This window comes from Streptomyces sp. NPDC005866, assembly GCF_040629895.1.
GTDB lineage: Bacteria > Actinomycetota > Actinomycetes > Streptomycetales > Streptomycetaceae > Streptomyces.
Genome location: NZ_JBEXWP010000012.1, coordinates 69875 through 93581 on the forward strand (window position 1 = coordinate 69875; position 23707 = coordinate 93581).

Here is a 23707-nt window from a genome sequence, read left to right on the forward strand (position 1 = left end):
GTGCTCACTACCTTCGGCGAGGCCACCACTGACGAGGTGACGGCTCACAGCCAAGGACGCACGCCATTCGCAGCCCACCGGCACAGCGATACGTGCTGTCCGAAAGCGATCAATTGGCATGCTCGTGACAAATGAGCATTGATCCCCATGGAGGGCAGTCTCTTGCGATCGCAGAACGTCGACCACGCGAGACCCGACCGGCTCCGACGGCTCACCCGCCGCGGGGCCACCGCCCTGTTGTCGGCCGCGGCCCTGATCACCGGCGGCATGCTGGCCGCCGCGCCTCAGGCGGCCGCCGCGCCGACGGCGTCCCACGCGCCGAGCAGCTCCGTCGCCAACCCCTACAGCCCCGCGTACCAGCACGCGTATCGGCACGGCGTGGTGCCGACCCTCCAGCAGCACGCCAAGATGAAGGACTGGGCCGCCTCTCATCCGGCCGCAACCGCGGCGACCGGACCGCAGACGCTGTCCTACGGCGGCGGCGTCGACGGCATCGGCGTCCAGAGCGGCCACTCGAAGGTCTACCTGGTCTTCTACGGCACGCAGTGGGGCACACAGAGCACCAACAGCAGCGGAGACCTGACCTTCTCCGGCGACTCGTCGGGCGCCGCCCCCGTCGCCCAGGAGATGTTCAAGGACATCGGCACCGGCAACGAGCGGTGGTCCGCTGAGCTGACCCAGTGGTGCGACGGGCCCAACGTCGCGGCGGGCGCCACCAGTTGCCCCGCCAACGCCAACTTCATCCCCTACCAGAGCGGCGGCGTGCTCGCCGGCACCTGGTACGACAACGCGGCCGCGTCACCGAGTGCCGCCACCGGGCACCAGCTCGGCGTCGAGGCCGTGAAGGCGGCCAGCCACTTCGGCAACACCACGGCCGCCGCCAACCGTGACGCGTACTACGTCATCCTCTCGCCCCACGGCACCAACCCGGACGGCTACCAGGGCCAGTACTGCGCCTGGCACGACTGGAACGGTGACACCACGCTGACCGGCGGTGCGGTCTCCTCGACCGTCGGCGACATCGCCTTCAGCAACCAGCCGTACAACATCGACTCGGGCGCGGGCTGCGGCGTCGGCTTCGTCAACTCCCCCGGCACACTCGACGGCTGGACCATGACGCTCGGCCACGAGTGGCAGGAGATGATGTCGGACCAGAACCCGGCCGGCGGCTGGACCAACCACACCGGCAGCTCGTACAACGGCCAGGAGAACTCCGACGAGTGCGCCTGGATCGCAGCAGGCAGCACGGGCGGAGCGGCGAACATCACGATGGGCACCGGCACCTTCGCCGAGCAGGCCAGCTGGTCCAACGACACCAACTCGTGCGCCATCACCCACGCGATCGTCGGCGGTAGCACCGGGAACACGGTCACCGTGAACAACCCCGGCAACCGGACCAGCACCGTGGGCACCGCCGTGTCCCTGCAGATGACGGGCTCCGACTCCGCCTCCGGTCAGACCCTCACCTACACCGCGACCGGTCTGCCGGCCGGGCTCAGCATCTCCTCCAGCGGTCTGATCAGCGGCACCCCGACCACGGCCGGCACCTCCTCCGTCACGGTCACCGCCAAGGACAGCACGGGCGCATCCGGCAGCACCTCGTTCACCTGGACCGTCAGCACCAGCGGCGGCGGTGGCTGCGCCGCCCCCGGCCAGAAGCTCGGCAACCCGGGCTTCGAGACGGGCACCGCTTCCCCCTGGACAGCCGCCAGCGGCGTGGTCGACAACTCCAGCGGTGAGGCTGCCCACTCCGGCAGCTGGAAGGCCTGGCTGGACGGCTACGGCAGCACCCACACCGACACCCTGTCCCAGTCGGTGACCATACCCGCCGGGTGCAGCGCCACCTTCTCCTTCTACCTGCACATCGACACCGCCGAGACCACCACGACCTCGGCCTACGACAAGCTGACCGTCCAGGTCGGCAGCACCACCCTGGCCACCTACTCCAACCTGAACGCGGCCGGCGGCTACGCGCTCAAGTCCTTCAACCTCTCCAGCTACGCCGGTCAGACGGTCACGCTGAAGTTCACCGGCACCGAGGACACCAGCCTGCAGACCAGCTTCGTGGTCGACGACACCGCTCTCAACGCCTCCTGACCCACCAGGCCCCCTGGGCACAGCACGACGCGTTCCGCCCCGGCAGGGAACCCCGGCCGGGGCGGAACCGTCCCATCGACGCAAACCGCCTGGAAGGGGTCCCGTTCATGGCGCTCCCGCGCACCCACCTCGCAGCCCGCTTCGCCGCATGCCTGGCTCTCGCCGTCATCTCGGCCTGCGGCTCCGGCGCCGCGCCGACCACCGCGCCGACCACCGCGCCGACCACCGCGCCGACCACCGCGCCGACCACGCAGGCGCCCACACCCCTCCGGCTGGACGAGCGCGCCAACCACACCACTGTCTCGGCCACGGTGGGCACCTCGGTGGTGGTCACGCTGCACAACACCTACTGGTCCGACCTCACCAGCGCAACGCCGGATGTCCTGACCGTAATCGGCACCCCGCGGGTCGCACCGGCCCACACCTGCGTCCCGGGCGGCGGCTGCGGCACTGTCGAACTCACGCTGCGCGCCGTCGGGGCCGGCTCAGCGAACATCGCAGCCAGCCGCACCAGTTGTGGCGAGGCCCGCCGCTGCACCGGCGACGAGGGCCGGTACGGCGTGACGGTGAAGGTCCGCGGATAAGCAGTGCCGCTCCGCCCGCACGCCGGTGTCAGTCGGTACGCGGATCGTCCGGCTTCAGGGACTGCAGGAACTCCGGGTTGTCGTCCGGTGCGACCCACCGCTCGCGCGGATGCCGTGCCCTGCCCGCGATCAGCCAGGCCAACGGGCCGACCAGCACCTCGCCGAAGAGCAGGATGATCAGCACCCACACCAGTTTCGGCAGGGCGCGGACCTCGTCCTCGGGGGTGTTCAGGCAGTCCACGAAGGCATAGATCCACAGCGCGAGGACCAGCAGGAAAGGCAGATACCTGAGCATGGCGGCCAGAGTAGCGGCTGGGCGACGTCCGGTGACTGGGCCGCGGGCACGATGGGTGGACGGGCCCCGGTGACCGGGCCCTGACCCCCGGTGGCCGATACTGGGACGCATGGCTTACGACGATCTTCGCTCCCTGCTCAGGGCACTGGAGCGCGAGGGAGACCTCAAGCGTGTCAAGGCCGAGGTCGACCCGTATTTGGAGGTCGGGGAGATCGTCGACCGGGTGCAGAAGGCCGGCGGCCCGGCGCTGCTCTTCGAGAACGTCCGCGGCTCCGCCATGCCCCTCGCCATGAACGTCTTCGGCACCGACCGGCGGCTGCTCAAGGCCCTGGGCCTGAAGTCGTACGGCGAGATCTCCGAGAAGATCGGCGGGCTGCTGCGCCCCGAACTCCCGCACGGGTTCGTGGGGGTTCGGGAGGCCTTCGGGAAGCTCGGCGCGATGGCCCACGTACCGCCGAAGAAGGTCAAGGAGGCGCCGGTCCAGGAGGTCGTCCTGCACGGCGACGACGTCGATCTGGACCAGCTCCCGGCCCTCTTCACCTGGCCGCAGGACGGCGGCTCCTTCTTCAACCTGGGCCTGACCCACACCAAGGACCCCGAGTCCGGCATCCGCAATCTGGGTCTCTACCGGCTGCAGCGCCACGACAGGCGCACCATCGGCATGCACTGGCAGATCCACAAGGACAGCCGCAACCACTACCAGGTGGCGGCCAGGCGCGGCGAGCGCCTCCCGGTCGCGATCGCCTTCGGCTGCCCGCCCGCCGTCACCTACGCCTCCACCGCCCCCCTCCCCGGCGACATCGACGAGTACCTCTTCGCCGGGTTCATCGCGGGCCGGCGGATCGAGATGGTCGACTGCAAGACGGTCCCGCTCCAGGTCCCGGCGCAGGCCGAGGTCGTGCTGGAGGGCTGGCTGGAGCCGGGCGAGATGCTGCCCGAGGGTCCCTTCGGCGACCACACCGGCTTCTACACCCCGCAGGAGCCGTTCCCGGCGCTGAAGATCGACTGCGTGACGATGCGGAAGCGGCCGCTCCTGCAGTCGATCGTCGTAGGCCGCCCCCCGACGGAGGACGGACCCCTCGGCCGCGCCACTGAACGGTTCTTCCTCCCCCTCCTGAAGATCATCGTCCCGGACATCGTGGACTACCACCTGCCCGAGGCAGGCGGTTTCCACAACTGCGCGATCGTCTCGATCGACAAGAGGTACCCGAAGCACGCGCAGAAGGTCATGCACGCGATCTGGGGGGCGCACATGATGTCCCTCACCAAGCTCATCGTGGTCGTCGACTCCGACTGTGACGTCCACGACCTGCACGAGGTCGCCTGGCGGGCCCTCGGCAACGCCGACTACGCCCGTGACCTCACGGTCGTCGAAGGCCCCGTCGACCACCTCGACCACGCCTCCTACCAGCAGTTCTGGGGCGGCAAGGCAGGCATCGACGCGACGAAGAAGTGGCCCGAGGAGGGCTACACCAGGGACGGGGGCTGGCCGGACATGGTCCTGTCGGACCCGGATACGGCGGCGAAGGTCGACCGCCGCTGGAAGGAGTACGGCCTGTGAGCTCCGCCTCCGCAGCACTCCCGCAGCCGGGACGCACCAAGGCGTTCCTCCGCCTCGTGATGATCGAGCACTCGGTCTTCGCGCTGCCCTTCGCGTACATCGCCTCGCTGACCGCGATGTACGAGTGGGACAGGAACATCCACTGGGCCCGGCTGCTCCTGGTCACGATCTGCATGGTCGGCCTGCGCACGTTCGCCATGGCGGTGAACCGGATCATCGACCGCGAGATCGACGCCAGGAACCCGCGCACGGCCCACCGTGAACTGGTCACCGGCGCGATGAGCGTCAAGCACGCCTGGACCGGCGCGCTGATAGCGGTCGTGGTCTTCCTCGGCGCGGCGGCCCTCCTGAACCCCCTCTGCCTGGCCCTCGCGCCCGTCGCGGTGATCCCGATGGTGGTCTACCCCTACGGCAAGCGGTTCACGAACTTCCCCCAGGCCATCCTCGGCCTGGCCCAGGCGATGGGCCCGATCGGCGGCTGGCTGGCGATCACCGGCGAATGGTCCTGGGACGCGGTCATCCTCGGCCTCGCCGTCGGCATCTGGATCGGCGGCTTCGACCTGATCTACGCCTGCCAGGACGTGACGACCGACCGCGAGATCGGCGTCATGTCGGTCCCGGCCCGCTTCGGCATCCCGGCGGCGATCTGGGGCGCCCGGGTGTGCCACGCGATCACGACGGCCCTGTTGGTCTGGTACGCCGTGGCGACGGACGCGGGCGCCTTCTTCTGGCTGGGCCTGGTCGTCGTCGCGGGCGCCTTCGCCTACGAGCACTCCATCGTCCGCCCCCACGACCTCTCCCGTCTCGACCGCGCCTTCTTCAGCGTCAACGGCTTCATCGGCATTGCCCTCTTCGGGTGCGCACTCCTGGACCTGCTGGTCCGGGGCCTGACGGTCTGAGTGCGGTCGGCCACCGCGGCCCCGTCCTGAACTCGGTCGGGCCCGCCGGTACGCTCAAGGTGTGAACGCAGGAGAAACGCAGCGCGTGCCTTGGATCGTGGGGGTGTCCGGGGCGTCCGGTACGCCGTACGCGGCCGCGGTGCTGCGTGCGCTGCTGGCGGCCGGGGAGAGCGTCGACCTGGTGGTCAGCCGGGCCTCGCGGCTCACCCTGCTGGACGAGACCGGGATCTCCTTCCGGGACGCGCACTGGAAGGACGACCTGGGGGAGTGGCTGGCGCGGGGGGCCGACGGCAAGCCGGGGACCTTCCAGGTGGACCTCGGGCGGGTGCGGTACTGGAACGCCGGGGACCTGGCCGCCGGGCCGTCCTCCGGGTCGTACCGGACCAAGGGCATGCTGATCGTGCCGGCGTCCACCGCCGCCGTCGCCGGGGTCGCGCTCGGGCTCTCCAAGGACCTGCTCCAGCGGGCGGCCAGTGTCAACCTGAAGGAGCGCCGCCCGCTCGTCGTCGCCGTCCGCGAGACCCCGCTCGGCGGTCAGACCCTGCGCCACCTCGTCACCCTGGACGACCTGGGGGCGGTCGTCGTCCCCACCTCCCCGGCGTTCTACGCGGGCGCGACGCACATCCAGGACCTGGTGGACTTCGTCGCCGGGCGGGTGCTGGACGCGGCGGGTGTCGGGCACCGGCTGTACCGCCGCTGGGAGGGCGACCTCGGCGGCGCCGGCAAGTAGCAGTACCTGGCAGTACCGGCACTACCACTGCACTACCTCTGCACCACCCCTCATCTACTTCGGGAACTTTCAGCGGAAGGCTTCGATCGCATGGACGCCGTGGACAGGCAGCTCATCCAGGCCCTGAGGGAGAACGGCCGGGCCTCGTACGCGGAGCTGGGGCGCCTCGTCGGACTTTCGGGACCCAGCGTCACCGACCGCATCAACCGGCTGGAGGCGGCCGGTGTCATCACCGGCTACCGCGCCACTGTCAACGCCGTCTCGCTCGGCCTCGGCGTCATCGCCCTGATCGGCATCTCCCTCTCCGACGCGGCCGACCACGAGGACGTGGCACAGCGGCTGCGGGACCTTCCCGAGATCGAGGACTGCTGGTTCATCGCCGGCGACGACTCCTTCATGCTCAAGGTGCGTTCGACGGACGTCGACGGCCTGGAGAAGACCATCCGGCGGCTGTCCGGGACCAAGGGCGTCTCCCGGACCCGTACCACGATCGTGCTGTCCACGAAGTGGGAGAACCGGGTCGGGGAACTGCCCGAAGAGGCGTAGCCGTACCGTTGTCGGAGTCGTCGGAGAAAGGTGTGGCCATGGATGTCGGGCTCAAGCGCGAGCTGGAGGAGAAGGTCAGGGCCGGTGAGCGGCTGACCCGTGAGGACGGCATCGCACTGTACGAGTCGGACGACCTGGCCTGGTTGGGCGGCCTCGCCCACGAGGTGCGGACGCAAAAGAACGGTGACGTCGTCCACTTCAACGTCAACCGCCACCTCAACATGACCAACGTGTGCACCGCGTCGTGCGCGTACTGCTCGTTCCAGCGCAAGCCGGGCGAGAAGGACGCGTACACGATGCGCATCGAGGAGGCGGTGAAGCTCGCCAAGGCGATGGAGTCGGACAACCTCACCGAACTCCACATCGTCAACGGCCTGCACCCCAACCTGCCATGGCGGTACTACCCGCGCTCGCTCAGGGAACTCAAGGCGGCCCTCCCGCATGTCTCGCTGAAGGCGTTCACGGCCACGGAGATCCACCACTTCGAGACGATCAGCGGTCTGTCGGCCTCCGAGATCCTCGACGAGCTGATCGACGCGGGTCTGGAGTCCCTGACCGGCGGCGGTGCGGAGATCTTCGACTGGGAGGTCCGTGAGCACATCGTGGACCACCGCACCCACTGGGAGGACTGGTCCCGCATCCACCGCCTGGCGCACGAGAAGGGCCTGAAGACCCCCTGCACCATGCTCTACGGCCACATCGAGGAGCCGCGCCACCGGGTGGACCACGTCCTGAGGCTGCGCGAACTGCAGGACGAGACGAACGGCTTCCAGGTATTCATCCCGCTCCGCTACCAGCACGACTTCGTGGACATGAAGGACGGCAAGGTACGCAACCGGCTCCAGGCGCGGACGCAGATGGCGACCGGCGCCGAGGCCCTGAAGACCTTCGCGGTCTCCCGGCTGCTGTTCGACAACGTCCCGCACGTCAAGGTCTTCTGGGTCATGCACGGCGTCCAGACGGCGCAGCTGGCGCTCCAGCACGGCGCCGACGACATGGACGGCTCGGTCGTCGAGTACAAGATCACCCACGACGCGGACAACTACGGCACGCCGAACAAGCTGACGCGCGAGGACCTGCTGGACCTCATCCGTGACGCCGGCTTCCGGCCGGTGGAGCGGAACACGCGCTACGAGATCATCCGGGAGTACGACGGCCCGGACCCGGCGCGCAGGGAGGCCCCGCAGCCGATGCGGGTGTGAGGCACGGGGCCCTGCCCCCGGTCCCCCGCGAGGTACTGCACCGACGGGCCAGGGCCCACCCGCGGTCGGGACGAGTCCGCGCCGCTGCGGCGGGTACCCGGCCCTCATGTCCACCACCAGCACTCCGGAGGACGCCTATACCGCCGCCCCCTTCCTCCCCGACCGGCTCAGCCTCGCGGCTCTCCGCCGGGCCGCCGCCTGCTGCCGTGGCTGTCCCCTGCACCGCGACGCCACCCAGACCGTCTTCGGGAAGGGCAAGGCGCCCGCCCGGGTCATGCTCGTCGGAGAGCAGCCCGGCGACCAGGAGGACCGGCAGGGCGAGCCCTTCGTCGGGCCCGCCGGGCGGCTGCTCGGCAAGGCTCTCGACGACGCCGGCATCGACCCGGCCGAGACCTATGTCACCAACGCCGTCAAGCACTTCAAGTTCACCCGGACCGAACCCCGTAAGCGCCGTATCCACAAGGCCCCGACCCTGCGGGAGATGGCGGCCTGCGCCCCCTGGCTCGCCGCCGAGCTGACCGTCGTGGCGCCGGAACTGGTCGTCGTGCTCGGTGCCACCGCCGGCAAGGCCCTGCTCGGCTCCTCGTTCCGGGTGGGCGAGGTGCGCGGGACCGTGCTGGAGCGGGAGATCCACGGGCGTATGGAGCGGCTGGTGCCCACCGTCCATCCCTCCTCCGTGCTGCGCTCGGAGGACCGGGAGCAGGCCTACCAGGGATTCGTCGCCGATCTGAAAGTGGCTGCACAGGCGCTCTCGTAATAGATACCATGCGCCCATGCCCCTTACCTTCACCCTGGATCCCGCCGTCACCCCCGCCCTCCGCGACGGCATCCTCGACCTGTGGACGGACGTCTCCAACGCCGGCGGAGCCGTCGGCTTCGTCGCCCCCGTGACCCCCGAGGACATCCGCCCGGAACTGGTCAAGCACTTCGTCGCCATGGCCGAGGGCCGCAACCGGCTCCTGGTCGGCCATGACGAGGCCGGTACCGTCGCCGCCACCGCCTTCTTCTCCTTCAACACGCACCGGCTCATGAAGCACTGGGTGTGGCTGTACACGGTGATGGTGCACCCGAAGCACCAGGGGCAGGGCTACGGCCGTGACCTGCTCGCGGCCGCCGCCGACGCGGCCCGCGGATTCGACGGCATGGACGCGATACGCCTCGGCTGCCGCGGCGGCCACGGCCTGGAGAGGTTCTACGCCTCCTGCGGCTACCAGGAGGTCGGCCGCGTCCCCGCCGCGATCCGCGTCGCACCCGGCGACGACCGCGACGACATCACCATGCTGCTCCCCCTGACCTGACTGACCTGAGCAGACCCCGGTGCAAGATCGGTCCCGCACCGTGCTTCACTGGACGGTGCCCCTTTTCGTCATCGGAAGACTGGATTGAGATGCTCCGCTACACGCTGATGCGCCTCGGTATCTTCGCGGGCTGCCTCCTCCTCGTCTGGGGCCTCGTCTACGCCGGCGCGTTCCCGCGTGGCTTCGGCGACTCCAACTTCCTGTGGGTCCTGCTGCTCTCCTTCATCCTGTCGGCGCCGGTCAGCTTCGTCCTGCTGCGCAAGGAGCGGGACCGCGCCTCGGTCCAGGTCGCACAGCGGGTCGACCGGATGAAGGCCAACATCGAGGCCAACCGCAGCCAGGAGGACGACGCGGTCGACGAGGCGGCGCAGGCCCAGTCCCAGGCTCAGTCGCAGCCCCAGGGGCAGGCTCAGACCTCTTCCTGAGGTTCCCGGGCGACTCGCTTGCCCCCCGGCCCCCTTTACGCTTTCCCTCATGGGTGCCGTGAAGACCAAGCGCATGCCGCGGGCGGTCCGGGAGCAGCAGATGCTGGACGCGGCCGTGCGGACCTTCGGGCAGCGCGGCTACATGGCCGCGTCGATGGACGAGATCGCCGAACTCGCCGGTGTCTCCAAGCCGCTGGTGTATCTGTACCTCAACTCCAAGGACGACCTGTTCACGGCGTGCATCCGCCGTGAGGCCAAGGCGCTGACCGAGGCGATCCGTACCGGCGTCCGCCGGGACCTGCCCGCCGACCGTCAACTCTGGGACGGCCTCCAGGCGTTCTTCGCGCACACAGCCGAACACCCCGACGGCTGGTCGGTGCTGCATCTGCAGGCGCGGACGCACGGCGAGCGGTTCGCCTCCGAGGTCGCGGCGATGCGCACGGAGATCGTGGAGTTCGTGACCCAGCTCATCGTCGTTGCCGCGCGTGACGCGCGGCGCGATCCCGACCTGCCCGAGCGTGAGGTCGCCGGGCTCGCCGAAGCCCTGGTCGGCGCCGCCGAGTCCCTCGCCGCCTGGGCGAACGTCACTCCCGGTGTCACCGCGCGAGAGGCGGCGGCGACCCTGATGAACTTCGCGTGGGCGGGCCTCGGCAACCTGATGGACGGCCGGCCGTGGGTGCCTCCGATCACGGTTTCCTGATCACCGTAAGCCGCCCGAACGGCGGCCCGCGTCACGCCTCAGGCGGTGAGCGGCAGTACCCGCCCCTCGACATGCACCCGCTTCGCGCCCCGCAACTCGAACCGCCCGGCCCCGTCCGCCGCGTACGTCACCGTGCCGGGCAGCAGCACCGGCGCCCGGAACTCCGCCTCCACCCGGGTCCGTTCGGGCACACCGTGCGCGGCGAGACACCGGGCCACGGTCCACATGCCGTGCGCGACGGCGCGGGGGAAGCCGAAGAGCCGAGCGGTGAGCGGATGGAGATGGATGGGGTTGCGGTCCCCGGAGGCGGCGCCGTACCGCCGGCCGACATCCCCGGCGATCCTCCACTCCTCGACGACGGGCAGGGGGTTCCGGTCCTCCCGGGGCGCGTCGACGCGGCCCGCCGTGGTCCGGTGCCGCGCCAGATACCTGCTTCGCGACTCCCATACGACGTCGTCACCGACGCGCGCCTCGGTGACGACGGTGGCCTCGGTGCCGCGCCGATGGGGGGTCAACTTCTCGATGCCGACGGAGAGTTCGTACGTCCCGTCACCGGGCAGCCCGGCATGCCGCTCGATCTCGACGGAGGTGTGCACCAGCCCCAACAACGGCAGCGGAAAGTCCCGGGCGCTCATCAGCCGCATGGCCAGCGGAAACCCGAGGACGTGCGGGTAGGTGATGGGCAGCCCGTCGTCGCCGGTGGCGAATCCGCAGACGCGTTCGTAGGCGGCGAGCCTCCCCAAGTCGGGGCGGAGCGAGGGCAGTACGAGGCGGGTGCGGGGGAACGAGGCGTCGGCGGCCGGCTTCTTGAAGGGTGACCGCAACGCGCCACGGGCGAGCAGGGGCGCGAGGGCGGGCGCGCTACCGAGGACGATCACCGGGCAGGCCTTTCCGGCGCCCGCCGGCCCGGACAGCGGTCCGTCATTCCGTCCCCCAGATCGCCCGATTGCTGACTCTGGAGTAAGGTTACCGCAGGTAAATCTACGTCACAGCCGTCAGGTCCTGCAGTGGGGCCTAATGTGAGAGTCCCTCACGTAACCTCCGGGATTGCACAGCCCCGGCCCCGTACCATCCCCGAAACCCCACAACCCCGCCACAGCGGCCCCGTACGATCTCCAGAACTAACCCCCGGTAACCCTTTTCCGAGGCCCGGCCTGGTGAACGCCTCGGTGTGCGAGGCGCGTACGAGATGCAGCAAGCAGTTCACCCGCTGCACGCCCGAGGAGCCGCCCCGTGTCCATTTCCTCTTTCCAGAACGCAGCCCCCGTCTCCTCGGGCGCCGCGATCCAGGCCACGGACTACGACGGGAAGCCGATCCTGGTCGAGCCCCACGTCCAGCGGTTGGGCGGGGTGGTACGGGAGGCCTCCGTACCACCGTTCTCGCCACTGGTGCGGCACGGCTCGCTCGCCGACCTGCCGTTCGAGAACGCGGAGGCGGATCCGGGCACGATCGTGCTCAGCCGCAAGCCGGCGGCGGGTGAGGGCCGTTGGGAGCAGGTGACGGCGGCCGGGTTCGCCGCGCAGGTGCTGGCGGTGGCCAAAGGGCTGATCGCGGAAGGGCTGATGCCGGGCGACCGGATCGCCGTCATGGCCCGGACGACGTACGAGTGGACGCTCCTCGACTTCGGCGCCTGGGCGGCCGGTCTGGTGACGGTCCCGGTCTACCCGACCTCGTCGGTCTTCCAGACCCGCTGGATCCTGCACGACTCCGGCGCGGTCGCCCTGGTCACCGAGGAGTCCGCCCAGGCCGCCGCGCTCGGCCCCGAACTGGACCGGCTGCCCGATCTGCGCCACCTGTGGGTGATGGAGAAGGGGCACGTGGACCGGCTCGCGGAGGCGGGCGGGCACATCCAGGACGCCGAAGTGGCCGTACGGCGGGGCATGCTGGGCCCGGACACGATCGCCACCCTCGTCTACACCTCGGGCACCACCGGCCGCCCCAAGGGCTGCGCCCTCTCGCACGGCAACTTCTTCGCCGAGGTCGACAACGCGATCGAACTCCTCTACCCGATCTTCAAGGCCCGCAACAACGAGGAGGTCTCCATCCTCCTCTTCCTCCCCATGTCCCACGTCTTCGGGCGGATGGTGGCGATCGCCTGCATCCGTGCCCGGGTCCGCCTCGGCCACGCCCCCAGCCTCAAGGCCGAGGACCTCCTCCCGGACCTGGCGGCCTTCAAACCGACCTGTCTCCTGACCATCCCGTACATGCTGGAGAAGGTCTTCAACGCCGCCCGGGCCAAGGCCGAGTCGGGCGGCCGGGTCTCGGTCTTCGACCGGGCCACGAGCGTCGCGCAGAAGTACGGCGAGAGGCTGGAGGCCAAGCAGACCGGCACCGGCAGCGGCCCGAGCCGCGCCCTGAAGACCGCCCGCGCCTTCTACGACCCGCTGGTCTACCGGCGTATCCGCAGCGCCATGGGCGGCCGCGTCCGCCACATCATCTGCGGGGGCTCCCCGCTGGGCCGCCGCCTCGCCGCGTTCTACACCGGCGCCGGCATCGAGGTCTACGAGGGCTACGGCCTGACCGAGACCACCGCCGCCACCACGGTCACCCCGCCCCTCAAACCCCGTCTGGGCACGGTGGGCTGGCCGATGCCCGGGACCAAGGTCCGTATCGCCGCCGACGGCGAGATCCTCGTCGCCGGTGACCATGTGCTGCGCGGCTACTGGGACCCGCAGGCCGGCGGGGTCGTCCCGGCGACCAGGGACGGCTGGCTGGCCACCGGAGACATCGGCGAACTCGACGACGAGGGCTACCTCACCATCACCGGCCGCAAGAAGGAGATGCTGATCACGGCCGGCGGCAAGTCGGTGGCCCCCGCCCCGCTGGAGAACTGGCTGCGCTCCCACCCGCTGATATCGCAGGTGATGCTGGTCGGCGACGGCCTGCCGTACGTCGCCGCGCTGGTCACCCTCGATCCGCAGGGGCTCACCCACTGGCGGCAGATGAACGGCAAGCACCCGGTCCCCGCGGAACTCCTCCTGGACGACGCCGAGTTGCAGGCGATCCTGCAACGGGCCATCGACGACGCCAACAAGCTGGTCTCCCGCCCCGAGTCCATCCGCCGCTTCACGATGCTCCCCGTCGACTTCACCGAGGAGGCCGGGCACCTCACCCCCTCGATGAAGCTGCGCCGGAAGGCGATCATGAAGGACTTCGCGACGGAGATCGAGAGCCTCTACACAAAGCACAGGTAGCCCGCCGGGCTGCCGGGATGCCCTCGTCCCCGGCCGGGTGCCACCGGGTGCCCGGCGGTGCCTTCTCCAGCGCCGGCCGGAAGGCCCGGGCCACATCGAGGGTGTGGCCGGAAGGCCGGCGGTTCGTGCCGTCCCGCGCAAGCGGTGCTGCGCGATCTGCAGGAACGGGCGGCGGAGCTGGGCGCCGAGGGGTGGGTGCTCTAGGCTCCGTCGGCCAGGCGGTCCAGCCACTCGCTCATGAGGTGCTGTTCCGCGCGGCTGAGGGTCGTCTGGTCGGGGAGGCTGGCGCGCAGGGCGCGGGCGGCACCGGCCGGACCGGCGGTGCGTACGGCGGGCTTCTCGTTGGTGATGGCCGTGACCATGGCCTCGCGGAGGGTCGTCAGCAGGGCCGGGTCACGTTCGGACTCCGGCGTGGAGAGCCAGGTGAGGACGGCGCCGCGGGCCGTGGCGTGGATGACGTTGGCCGCGAGGGCCTCGCTGACGCGCAGCCGGCCACCGGCGGCGAGCCGCCGGACGCGGCTCTTCAGTATCCCGAGTCCCGTCCGGAAGGCGGCCGAGTCACTGCGCGTGCTGTCGCTGTACATCAGTGAGTAGAGCGCGGAGTTCTCAAGGCCGAACTCGACCGCCAGGTCCCAGCTGTCCCGCAGGTCCTGGATCAGGTCCTCGGGGTCCGGGTCGATGCGCTTGCTCGCGAGGAACGCGGCGAAGCCGTGCTCGGCCACCGCTTCCAGCAGCCCCTCCTTGTCGCCGAACAGCCGGTAGATGGCCGGGGGCTGCAGCCCCGCGGCGACGGCGACCGCCCGGGTGGTGACCGCGTCCCGCCCCTCGCGCTCCAGCAGCCCGATGGCGGCGTCGATGACGCGCCGGCGGGTGTCGGAGGCGGCGCCGCTGGCAGCGCTGGTCGTGTCACGTGATCCGGAGGCCATGTATCAATGATATCGCGTACTTGATTCCAGCGTTAGTATCGATGTTACGCTGAAAGTGTTTCCGGCGATAGCGGATCATCCGTAGCGCCATCGGGAGCGCCATCGCGCCATCGACAAACCCCCCTCTCTGGAGGACATCGTGATCATCGTGACCGGAGCGACCGGACAGCTCGGAAAGCAGATCGTCGAGCGGTTGCTGGACCGCGTACCGGCAGAGAGGGTCGGTGTCAGCGTCCGTGACCCGGAGAAGGCGCAGTCCTTCGCCGCCCGGGGCGTGCGGGTACGGCAGGGCAGCTTCACCGACCCGGCCGGCCTGGCCCACGCCTTCGAGGGCGCCACTCAGGTCCTCGTCGTCTCCGTCGACAAGATGGGCGAAGAGGCCGTACGACAGCACCGCACCGCGATCGACGCGGCCGTGGCGGCCGACGCCCGCCGCATCCTCTACACCAGCCATATGGGCGCGAGCCCCACCTCCCGCTTCCAGGCCTGCCGTGACCACGCGGCCGACGAGGAGGCGCTCCGGACCTCGGGCGTTCCCCACACCTCGCTCCGCAACGGCTTCTACGCCACCAGCGCACTCCAGTTCCTCGGCCATGGCCTGGAGTCCGGAGAAGCCGTCCTGCCGGCCGACGGCGCGGTCAGCTGGACGGCCCACGCCGACCTGGCGGAGGCGGCCGCCGTGATCCTCGCCGACGAGGGCCGCTTCGAGGGACCGACACCCCCGCTGACGGGCGCCGAGGCGCTCACCTTCGCGGACATCGCCGCCCTGGCCACGGAGATCACGGGCCGCACCATCACCATCACCAGCACCACCGCTCCCGACGACAAGTTCCGCGCTCAACTGGTGGACAGCGGCGCGCCCGCCGACCTGGCCGACCAACTCCTGAGCATCTTCGCGGCGAGCCGGGAGGGCGAGTTCGCGACCGTGGACCCGACCCTGGCGGACCTGATCGGCCGCGAACCCGTCAGCAGGCGCACCCTGCTGCGCGAGCGGCTGTCCGGCTGGTGAGAGGCAGCGCCGGCCGGGCCGGGGCACGCCCCGCCCGTCTTCACCACGCGCACGGTGACCGGCGTGCGTCGCCAACCGCAGCGCGTCCCGTACGTAGTCGTCCTGGTCGAAGGTGGTGACGACGACGTTCGGCCCGTAGCCGCTGCTTCGTCCGGCGGTCGGCGTCCGGGTGACCTCCAGTCCGCCCAGCCGGGGCATCCGGATGTCGACCAGCACCACATCGGGCCTCAGCCGCCGGGCCGGCTCGACACACTCGGCGCCGTCGATTGCCACCCCCACGACCCGGATGCCCGGCTGGGCGCCGAGGATCATCTGGAAACCGGCAGCCGACGGATCAGGCCCAGTTGCTGCGGACCCAGGTCGAGGACGGCGTGCACGGCCCACCCAGCGAGACGGCGACGTCCTCCCCCTCGGGCCGGGCCCGGAGGTGCCCGGCGAGCACGCCGACGGTGCGCTCGACCGGGTCGAGCAGGATCGCGTCCTTGTTCGCGAAGTACCGGCAGACCGTGGAGACCGCCGTCTCGGCCCGCTCGGCGACCCGCTCCAGCGCGGCCGCCTCGTACCCGTCCCGCTCCGCGAGCGCGATCATCGCGTCGTAGGTCGCCGCCCGGACCTTCTGCGCCGTCTTCTCCCTCAGCCCGTCGCCAGCAGAAACGCCTGGGGGCTCGATTCGCTGAGGGCCGTATCGGCTTCCCGGACCGTGCGGGAGCGGAGCGTGAAACCGGCCTCCGTCAGCAGCCGTGCCATGTCCTCCGGCCGCCGCCTCTCGAAGTCCAGCGCCACCGGGTGCCCCCATGGATCCTCGTGCCGCCGTGCCGCGTCCCCCACCTGGAACGCCAGCAGCAGCGGGCCTCCCGGCCGCAGCACCCTCCGGAACTCCCCGAACAACACCGGAAGCTGGTCATCAGGCGTGTGGATGGACGAGTACCAGCACAGCACCCCGTCGAGCGCCCCGTCGGCCACCTCCAGCTCCAGCATCGAGCCCTGTACGAAGCGGAGGTCGGGGTTCTCCCGGCGGGCGATGGCCAGCATCGACGAGGACAGGTCGAGGCCGAAGACCGACAGCCCCAGACGGGCCAGCCGGGCGGTGACCCGGCCGGGGCCGCAGCCCAGGTCGGCCACCTCGCCGCCCTCACCGACCAGTTCGGCGAACGCGGCCAACAGGGCCCGCTCCAACGGCCTGGGGGTGAGGTCCGCGCGGAAGTGGTCGGCGTAGTCTTCGGCGACCGTGTCGTAGAAGGTGCGGGTGGCGGCGAGGAAGTCGGCAGTCATGTCGGCGGACCCTAGCCGCCGCCACTGACAACGGACGGCTGTCCGGCTCCCGCTGTCCGCAGACCCCATGGCCAGTAGGCCACCTCGGCCGGCACGCCGGCCCCGGTCAGTGCGCCGGTCGCCAGGAGAGCCATCAGCAGTCACCAGCAGTCATCGGCAGAGCCACCGGCAGGACCACCGCCCCCGCCGACGCCGGCTTCTGGACGCGGCCGGGATCTCCGCCCGGCCGTGCAGGGCCGCGCGTCGTACGCCCGCGTACCGGGGGAGCAAACGACGAGATGTCCGCGACGTCCGAGACACCCGACCGGCCTGACGTCCGGGCCGGGCATTCGGGGGACCGCCGAGCATCTCGTCGCATGCGGCGGACAGTGAAGGCGGGGCCACGCGAAGAGACCGTCGAATGGAACCCCGGGGATTACCTGACGTATCGCGGGGATATTCCGTATTCCTGTAGGGCGCCGATGCCCGGCATCACTTCTGTGCTCGTTATGCAGCACATCGAGGTCGGCGTGAAAAGGGCAGGAGCCCCATCGCCGGAAGGCGCGGGGCTCCTTGGGTACTGCACTCAGTCTGCGATCAGACTTGGGTTTGTCTGGATCAGTGGGATCAGACGGGGGTGACGTTCTCTGCCTGAGGGCCCTTCGGACCCTGCGTGACGTCGAAGCTCACCTGCTGGTTCTCCTCGAGCGAACGGAAGCCGCTCGCGTTGATCGCGGAGTAGTGAACGAAGACGTCGGGGCCGCCGCCCTCTTGGGCAATGAAGCCAAAGCCCTTTTCGGCGTTGAACCACTTAACGGTTCCGGTAGCCATAAGCCCTCCTTGGGCTCAAAAGGGTCGCCCTGCTCCAGAACCTGCAAGTGTGAAAACAAACTAAGTGCCGCACAACTGCATACGTCTGAAAACGACGAGAGCCCGCGGTTACATGCTCCGCAGGCTCTGTACTGCAAGGGAAACCAAACTGCAACTTGCGGCGAGCCTAGCATGTGGGCAGCCGAAAGCAACAGAGGCCAAGATCACGTCACCCGGACGTTTGAACGGCCTCGCGAGTGGGTTGACGCCCGGGGTGGCTTCGGTGCCGACGGCGGGGGCGGTCCAAGCACCGTACCCCATGGGGTCTAGTGTCGCGATGTGGACAATTCTCGCACCCGGCCGCGCGTCGGCCACATCCAGTTCCTGAACTGCCTGCCCCTCTATTGGGGGCTCGCGAGAACCGGCACCCTCCTCGACTTCGAGCTGACCAAGGACACCCCTGAGAAGCTCAGCGAGCAGTTGGTGCGCGGCGACCTCGACATCGGGCCCATCACCCTCGTCGAATTCCTGCGTAACGCCGGCGACCTGGTCGCCTTCCCGGACATCGCCGTCGGCTGCGACGGCCCGGTGATGTCCTGCGTGATCGTCTCGCAGGTCCCGCTGGACCAGCTGGACGGCCGCAGGGTCGCCCTCGGCTCGACCTCGCGCACCTCGGTCCGCCTGGCCCAGCTGCTGCTCGCCGACCGCTACGGCGTCCAGCCCGACTACTACACCTGCCCGCCCGACCTCAGCCTGATGATGCAGGACGCGGAGGCGGCGGTGCTCATCGGCGACGCGGCCCTGCGCGCCAACCTGCTGGACGCCCCTCGCTACGGCCTCCAGGTGCACGACCTCGGCGCGCTGTGGAAGGAGTGGACGGGCTTGCCGTTCGTCTTCGCCGTGTGGGCGGCGCGCCGGGACTACCTGGAGCGCGAGCCGAACATCACCCGCGAGGTGCACGGCGCCTTCCTCGCCTCCCGCAACCTCTCCCTGGAGGAGGTCGCCAAGGTCGCCGAACAGGCCGCCCGCTGGGAGGCCTTCGACGAGGCGACCCTGGCCCAGTACTTCACCACCCTCGACTTCAGCTTCGCCGCACCGCAGCTGGCCGCGGTAACGGAGTTCGCCCGCCGAGTGGGCCCGACGACCGGGTTCGCCGCCGATGTGAAGGTCGAACTGCTGGAGGCCTGACAGGCAATAGGCTGCTGCCCGGACTCTTACTGGGGGGTGGGGGCATGCAGCCGCTCGCGGGTGACGAACCTACGGCCGTCGGGCCGTACCGGCTGCTCGGCCGGCTCGGCTCCGGCGGCATGGGCCGCGTCTATCTGGGCCGTTCGGCCGGCGGCCGGACGGTCGCCGTGAAGAAGTCGGTGACCGCCGAGAAGCTCGTCGCGTCCACGGCGGGTACCGAGGGCAACCACGACGGCTGCGACCCCGGCCCGAACACCGTGTACCTGACCCCGAGCGACGGCGAGCTGATCTACACGTCCAACAGCTCGGCGGAGGGGAATGCGGTGGCGATGATGTCGAGGGCGGGGGGCTGAGCCCCCCCGTACGACTACTGCGGGGTGGTCACCGTGACGTGCTCCCCGCTGCCCAGATGCAGCATGCCCCTGCCGGGCTGGATCGGCCCGCCCACCATGGCCCGTGTCGTCCGGATGCCGATCAGCTCCCCGGAGCCGGACTCCTGCGGGGAGAGCAGGATGCCCCGGCGGGCCTTCTTCGCGTCGACCTGCCAGCCGGAGAAGCCGTCGCAGATCTCGTCCTCGTCACCGGCGATGACGACGGCGAGACCCTCCTCGGTCCCGCTCTCGACGATCCGCTTGAAGACATCCCCGGCGTCGCAGTCGTCCAGCACCTCCGCGTCGTCGACCAGGACGACGATGGGCTGGGCCGGGGACGCCGACGCGATGACCTCGGTCAGCTCGTCCTCGTCGATGTCCCGCCCGGTGAAGACCTTCAGCACGCCTTCCTGACCCTCGAGTCCGCGCAGCGGAGACATCCTGGGCGCGGCGACGACGATCCGCACGCCGTTGGCGAGGTAGGAGCGGGCGAAGCCCAGCAGGGTGGTGGACCGGCCCGACTTGGCGGGACCGCCGATCACGAACGCGGGCACGCCCTGCGCCAGGTCGGGTCCGAAGGCCGTGAGTTCGTCGCCGCCGACACCCACTAGCGCCCACAGCGGAGCGGCGGCCGTGGCGGGATCCCGCATCGCCCACGCGTCCTCGAAGGAGATCCGGCCGGGCAGCACGTCCACCCGGAACGGGCGCCGGGAACGCGGCACCTGGGCGTCCCGGGCCTCGGCCGCCTCGCCGATCGCGACGATCGCGGCGGCCTGGCCCTGACCGGTGGTGTCCGCGGACAGCAGCGCGAACTGGGTCTCCGCGGCCGTCTCGCTGCGGAAGGCGCGGCCGGGCGGGATCTCCTCGGGAACCTTGCGGGAGTTGATGTCCAGCATCGAGAAGTCGGCGCGGTCCGCGAGCCGCAGACCGTACTTGTCCTCCGTGAGGGAGGAGATCCGGCCGGCCAGGATCTGCCGGTCACCGGTGAGGACGAGATGGATACCCACGCTCGCGCCCTCCCGCATCATCACCATGATCTGGTCGGTGAGATCACCGTGGTTCAGCTCGCCGAGGGTCGGCAGCCAGCCCTCCCAGCGGTCGAGAAGCAGCACGATGTGCGGCAGCCGCTCCGCCTCCGGAACGGCGGCCCGCTGCTCCCCGATGTCCGCGAACCCCTTGTCGGCCAGCGACTCCTGACGGCGGCTCAGCTCACCCGACAAGCGGGCCATGAGCCGCTCGACGCGCTCGGTCTGGTTACGGCCGACGACCGCACCGCAGTGCGGCAGCCGGGTCAGCGCGTTCAGCGCGCCGTTGCCGCAGTCGATGCCGTACAGATGCACGTCCGCGCAGGAGTTGGTGCGGGCCAGCGAACCGGCGATGGTGCGCAGCACCTGCGAACGTCCGGTGCGCGGGGCACCGGCGATGATGAGATGCCCGAAGGTCGCGAAGTCGACGGCGACCGCACGGCGGGCCTGGTCGGCGGGCAGGTCCTCGACACCGTACGGGGCGGCGGGCAGCGCACCCTGCGCCGGGGCGGCCGGCACGTCGTCGAGCAGCAGCATGTCGTCGAGGGCGGGCAGCCACGGCGAGTGCTGCGCCGGGATCGCGAGCGCGGTGTTGGCCTCGCGTACGGCGTCCACCAGCACCTTCAGGTCCGTGATCTCGTCGTCCTCCTTGGTCTCGGACTTGGGCTTGCGCAGCGCGGCCCGCCCGAGGTCCTGCCAGGACAGCGCACCGGCCCAGGGCGCGAGGGTCGCCGGGTCCGCCGCCCCCGGCCGCCTGCCGCCGACCCGTCCCGACTGGAAGGGAATCAGCGAGGCATGCCCGAGCCGGACGTACGCCCGGCCCGGCGTGCTCTTCGCGATGTGCCCGGCGTCCGGCGCGTCGATGACGTCGGTCGACTCACCGGCGTCGGTCACGCGCAGCGCGATACGGAGGTTGGTGTTGGCACGGATCTCGGGGGACACCACACCGGAGGGCCGCTGCGTGGCGAGGAGGAGGTGGATCCCGAGGGACCGCCCTCGCTGGGCGATGTTGACGAGACCGGTGACGAAGTCGGGCAGGTCCCGCACCATCGACGCGAACTCGTCGATGACGATGAGGAGTCGGGGCACGGGGGAGCGGGACGGATCCCTTCTCACCAGGTCCTGGTAGTCCTCGATGTCCTTGGCGTCGGCGGCGGCGAGGATGTGCTCGCGCCGCTTCAGCTCCGCGCCCAGGGACTCCAGTGCCCGCTCCACGAGGTGGGCGTCGAGGTCGGTGACCATACCCACGGTGTGCGGCAGCTTCACACAGTCCTTGAACGCCGAGCCACCCTTGTAGTCGACGAGCACGAAGGTCATGTTCTCCGGCGTGTTCGCCACCGCCAGCGCGGCCACGATGGTCTGCAGCAGCTCGGACTTACCGGAACCGGTCGTACCGGCGATGAGGCCGTGCGGCCCGTCACGCCGCAGGTCGATGCCGAACGCACCGTCGTACGACTCCCCGACGACCGCCATGGTCGACTGCCCGCCCATCCGCCACCGCGCGGCGATCGCGTCCCGCGTGGGCGGCTCCAGCTGGAGCACGTCGAGCAGCCGGCTGGCGGCGGGCAGCGCCGAGTCCTCGGTCTCGCCGCTGATGTCACGCAGGGGCGCGAGGGAGCGGGCGAGGCGGGCGCACCAGGCGGGGGAGACGAAGTCGGGCCGTACGTCGCGCTTGCGCAGCGCCCCGCTCTGCTCGACGCGCAGCCGCAACTCCAGCTGCTGCGAGGCCTGTTCCTCGGCCTGCTGGGCCTGCGAATGCCAGGCCTGGAAGGAAGGGAAGCCGCCGGCCGCCTGCTGCGCCACGGCCGTGGCGGGGGCATCCTTGGCCGCCCGTGGCTCGGCGACGACGACACCCTGGCACTCGCCCGGCAGGAACCGCTCCTCCTCGTCGAGACAGATGGAGCGCAGGGCCACCCCCGGCCCTTCCTTCAACAGCCTTACGACACCGGGCATGGACCGCAGCCGCCGCGACCCGTCCCACACGATCACGATGTCCGGATCGGAGAAGGCCGGCCCGTCGGTCTTGTTGCGGCCGCCCTGCTGGAGGGCCTTCTGCCGGCCGTCGAGGAGCTGGGTGAGCTCGCCGACGCGGGCGGCGACGGTCTCGGAGTCGGTGCCGATGAGGACGTTCACGTCCTGGCCGCCGCCGGGGCGGGAGTGCGGCAGCCAGCGCACCCAGTCCCAGCGGGCGCCGGCGTCGTTGTCGGTGAGGACGTAGAACTGCACGTCCATGGGGCTGTGCAGGACGGCCGTCTGGGCGACCGCCCAACGCCCCAGCGCATGCGCCGCGTCACCGGGCCCGGCGACGCCGATGACCCCGAGATCGCGCAGCGACAGCGCGACCGGGGCGTCCTCGATGTACCAGCGGACCTTGCGCTTGTGCTCGTCCTGCTCGGGGTCGTCGAGTTCGACCTCGGAGGGGACGCGCCCGGTGCCGAAGCGGATCAGCAGATGGTCGGCGTCGGTGCGGCGCCGTTCCCAGAGCCGGGTGCGCGGTCCGGTGCCGTACGTCAGCACGGCGGCGGGATCCGGTACGGCGGCCCGACGGTCGCTGCGTTCGGCCGCCAGGGCGTCCTGCGCGTCCTTGTCGATCCGGGCCTTGTGCTCCTTGTACTCCTTGAGTTGCTTCGCATGGGACTTGCGCCCGTGCTTCTTGTCCATGAAGTAGTTGCCGAAGAGCATGACCGGGCTCATCACGGCCATGATCAGGTAGTACCAGCGCCCGAACATCATCACGGAGACGACGGCACCGACGAGCGGCAGCAGCGCCATCAGCCAGGGCAGCGGACGGGCCTCGTAGTCGCTGAGCGGGTTCGGCAGCGAGAAGTGCGTCTGGCGCTCGGCGGGGCGCAGCCGCGGGGGCCTGTTGTAGTCGAGCCCGGCACCGTCGTCCGACCACTTGAGGGCCGCGTTGGGCGGGGAGTACCCGGTGATCTCGAGAAGGGTGTTGCCGAGGGCGAGCTGGGAGTCGAGGGGCCAGTCACCGCCGCTCTCGAACTCCTCCCCGTCCAGCCGGGCGTCGTCGCTGTGTATCTGGACTTTGCAGGTGCCGTCGATGGCGATGGCGAGGGTGGCGGCGCGGGCGGGCAACTCGGGGTCCTCGACGCGGATGTGGCAGGCGGGGCCGGTACCGATGTCGTACCGCCCGACGCCGAGGCGGTGCACGGCACCGGCGGCGGGACCGCCCGCGACCCGGAACTCGACGATTCCGGTGGGCTCGCCGAGCACGCACCCGGCCGGGTCGTGCAGGCTGACGACGACACCGTCGCGCAGCGGCGATCCGACGACGGTGGCGGCGGGATCGAGGGCGTAGCCGTCGACGTAGGCGAGGGGACCGGACGTCTGGACAGCCGCGGCCCCCCTGTGGGCGCCGATGGGTATGACCTGGGCGCCCTCGCTGCCGTCCGGGTAGCCCAGACCGACCTGCCGGGCCAACTCCCGGGCGACGTCACCGACCGTCGACTCGGGATCTGCGTCGAGCACGACGTCGGCGGTGGCACCGCCGACCGGGTCGACGACGGTCAGACTCAGGCGCACGTTCGTCCTCCTCGCAGGCCCGGCACATTCGAAGTGACCTTAGCCGGACCCTAGCCGG

At 70.5% G+C, this 23707-nt stretch carries 22 protein-coding genes and 2 pseudogenes; 15 read left to right on the forward strand and 9 right to left on the reverse strand.

The features are described from left to right. The first annotated feature begins 162 nt into the window (after positions 1 to 162). Together ABZ396_RS19390 and ABZ396_RS19395 are read left to right on the forward strand one after the other, a co-directional pair. A complete protein-coding gene (locus tag ABZ396_RS19390; protein WP_358918920.1) occupies positions 163 to 2097 on the forward strand; it encodes a putative Ig domain-containing protein in 1935 nt (644 codons plus the stop codon). A 107-nt stretch (positions 2098 to 2204) separates the two neighbouring features. Continuing rightward, positions 2205 to 2681, forward strand: a complete 477-nt coding sequence (locus ABZ396_RS19395) for a hypothetical protein (protein ID WP_358918922.1) — start codon at positions 2205 to 2207, stop codon at positions 2679 to 2681. A 28-nt stretch (positions 2682 to 2709) separates the two neighbouring features. Here the strand turns inward: ABZ396_RS19395 and ABZ396_RS19400 are convergent, their stop codons facing one another. Then, on the reverse strand, positions 2710 to 2976 hold the full coding sequence (locus ABZ396_RS19400) for a PLD nuclease N-terminal domain-containing protein (RefSeq protein WP_358918924.1): 267 nt from the start codon (positions 2974 to 2976) through the stop codon (positions 2710 to 2712). A 109-nt stretch (positions 2977 to 3085) separates the two neighbouring features. On the opposite strand from ABZ396_RS19400, the gene ABZ396_RS19405 reads away from it, so the two are divergent. From ABZ396_RS19405 to ABZ396_RS19445, 9 genes are all read left to right on the forward strand, one after another. Then, positions 3086 to 4537, forward strand: a complete 1452-nt coding sequence (locus tag ABZ396_RS19405; protein WP_358918925.1) for a menaquinone biosynthesis decarboxylase — start codon at positions 3086 to 3088, stop codon at positions 4535 to 4537. Beyond that, on the forward strand, positions 4534 to 5436 hold the full coding sequence (mqnP, locus tag ABZ396_RS19410; protein WP_358918927.1) for a menaquinone biosynthesis prenyltransferase MqnP: 903 nt from the start codon (positions 4534 to 4536) through the stop codon (positions 5434 to 5436). The genes ABZ396_RS19405 and mqnP overlap by 4 nt, the downstream gene beginning before the upstream one ends. A gap of 85 nt (positions 5437 to 5521) precedes the next feature. Beyond that, positions 5522 to 6166 carry a UbiX family flavin prenyltransferase gene (locus tag ABZ396_RS19415; protein ID WP_358919093.1) on the forward strand — a complete coding sequence of 215 codons (645 nt, stop codon included), beginning with the start codon at positions 5522 to 5524 and terminating at the stop codon, positions 6164 to 6166. Positions 6167 to 6256: 90 nt separating this feature from the next. Beyond that, positions 6257 to 6712 carry an Lrp/AsnC family transcriptional regulator gene (locus ABZ396_RS19420; protein ID WP_358918928.1) on the forward strand — a complete coding sequence of 152 codons (456 nt, stop codon included), beginning with the start codon at positions 6257 to 6259 and terminating at the stop codon, positions 6710 to 6712. A gap of 38 nt (positions 6713 to 6750) precedes the next feature. Next, positions 6751 to 7914: an aminofutalosine synthase MqnE gene (gene mqnE / locus ABZ396_RS19425; protein ID WP_358918930.1), complete on the forward strand. Its 1164-nt coding sequence runs from the start codon at positions 6751 to 6753 to the stop codon at positions 7912 to 7914. 106 nt (positions 7915 to 8020) lie between these two features. Further along, complete coding sequence (locus tag ABZ396_RS19430) at positions 8021 to 8671, forward strand: UdgX family uracil-DNA binding protein (RefSeq protein ID WP_358918932.1); 651 nt, start codon at positions 8021 to 8023, stop codon at positions 8669 to 8671. A 16-nt stretch (positions 8672 to 8687) separates the two neighbouring features. Beyond that, complete coding sequence (locus ABZ396_RS19435) at positions 8688 to 9212, forward strand: GNAT family N-acetyltransferase (RefSeq protein ID WP_358918934.1); 525 nt, start codon at positions 8688 to 8690, stop codon at positions 9210 to 9212. Positions 9213 to 9301: 89 nt separating this feature from the next. Continuing rightward, complete coding sequence (locus ABZ396_RS19440) at positions 9302 to 9637, forward strand: DUF4229 domain-containing protein (protein ID WP_358918935.1); 336 nt, start codon at positions 9302 to 9304, stop codon at positions 9635 to 9637. 49 nt (positions 9638 to 9686) lie between these two features. After that, positions 9687 to 10337, forward strand: coding sequence for a TetR/AcrR family transcriptional regulator (locus ABZ396_RS19445; RefSeq protein WP_358918937.1), 651 nt, complete (start codon positions 9687 to 9689; stop codon positions 10335 to 10337). Positions 10338 to 10375: 38 nt separating this feature from the next. On the opposite strand, the gene ABZ396_RS19450 is transcribed toward ABZ396_RS19445, so the two are convergent. Beyond that, positions 10376 to 11215: a MaoC/PaaZ C-terminal domain-containing protein gene (locus ABZ396_RS19450; protein ID WP_358918939.1), complete on the reverse strand. Its 840-nt coding sequence runs from the start codon at positions 11213 to 11215 to the stop codon at positions 10376 to 10378. A gap of 406 nt (positions 11216 to 11621) precedes the next feature. On the opposite strand from ABZ396_RS19450, the gene ABZ396_RS19455 reads away from it, so the two are divergent. Further along, positions 11622 to 13532: an AMP-dependent synthetase/ligase gene (locus tag ABZ396_RS19455; RefSeq protein WP_358919094.1), complete on the forward strand. Its 1911-nt coding sequence runs from the start codon at positions 11622 to 11624 to the stop codon at positions 13530 to 13532. A gap of 13 nt (positions 13533 to 13545) precedes the next feature. Here ABZ396_RS19455 and ABZ396_RS19460 read toward each other — a convergent pair. Both ABZ396_RS19460 and ABZ396_RS19465 read right to left on the reverse strand, forming a co-directional pair. Next, a pseudogene (locus ABZ396_RS19460) lies at positions 13546 to 13665 on the reverse strand (3-beta hydroxysteroid dehydrogenase); the annotation flags it as partial. A 67-nt stretch (positions 13666 to 13732) separates the two neighbouring features. Then, positions 13733 to 14458, reverse strand: coding sequence for a helix-turn-helix domain-containing protein (locus ABZ396_RS19465; RefSeq protein WP_358918941.1), 726 nt, complete (start codon positions 14456 to 14458; stop codon positions 13733 to 13735). Between the two features lie 139 nt (positions 14459 to 14597). Between ABZ396_RS19465 and ABZ396_RS19470 the strand changes: the two genes are divergently transcribed. Then, a complete protein-coding gene (locus tag ABZ396_RS19470) occupies positions 14598 to 15467 on the forward strand; it encodes an NAD(P)H-binding protein (protein WP_358918943.1) in 870 nt (289 codons plus the stop codon). 75 nt (positions 15468 to 15542) lie between these two features. On the opposite strand, the pseudogene ABZ396_RS19475 reads toward ABZ396_RS19470, so the two are convergent. The 4 genes and pseudogenes from ABZ396_RS19475 to ABZ396_RS19490 all read right to left on the reverse strand — a co-directional run. Further along, positions 15543 to 15779 (reverse strand): annotated as a pseudogene (locus ABZ396_RS19475) (response regulator transcription factor); the annotation flags it as partial. 22 nt (positions 15780 to 15801) lie between these two features. Next, on the reverse strand, positions 15802 to 16056 hold the full coding sequence (locus ABZ396_RS19480; RefSeq protein ID WP_358918945.1) for a helix-turn-helix domain-containing protein: 255 nt from the start codon (positions 16054 to 16056) through the stop codon (positions 15802 to 15804). 44 nt (positions 16057 to 16100) lie between these two features. After that, a complete protein-coding gene (locus tag ABZ396_RS19485; RefSeq protein ID WP_358918947.1) occupies positions 16101 to 16739 on the reverse strand; it encodes a class I SAM-dependent methyltransferase in 639 nt (212 codons plus the stop codon). A 606-nt stretch (positions 16740 to 17345) separates the two neighbouring features. Next, the gene (locus ABZ396_RS19490) at positions 17346 to 17549 is read right to left on the reverse strand and encodes a cold-shock protein (RefSeq protein WP_003992177.1); all 204 of its coding nucleotides are present in this window, start codon (positions 17547 to 17549) and stop codon (positions 17346 to 17348) included. 318 nt (positions 17550 to 17867) lie between these two features. Between ABZ396_RS19490 and ABZ396_RS19495 the strand changes: the two genes are divergently transcribed. Both ABZ396_RS19495 and ABZ396_RS19500 read left to right on the forward strand, forming a co-directional pair. Beyond that, positions 17868 to 18716 carry a menaquinone biosynthesis protein gene (locus ABZ396_RS19495; protein ID WP_358918949.1) on the forward strand — a complete coding sequence of 283 codons (849 nt, stop codon included), beginning with the start codon at positions 17868 to 17870 and terminating at the stop codon, positions 18714 to 18716. 44 nt (positions 18717 to 18760) lie between these two features. Then, complete coding sequence (locus ABZ396_RS19500; RefSeq protein WP_358919105.1) at positions 18761 to 19069, forward strand: hypothetical protein; 309 nt, start codon at positions 18761 to 18763, stop codon at positions 19067 to 19069. A gap of 14 nt (positions 19070 to 19083) precedes the next feature. Here ABZ396_RS19500 and ABZ396_RS19505 read toward each other — a convergent pair whose 3' ends face one another. Continuing rightward, positions 19084 to 23649, reverse strand: coding sequence for an FtsK/SpoIIIE domain-containing protein (locus ABZ396_RS19505; protein ID WP_358918951.1), 4566 nt, complete (start codon positions 23647 to 23649; stop codon positions 19084 to 19086). Positions 23650 to 23707 lie beyond the last annotated feature (58 nt).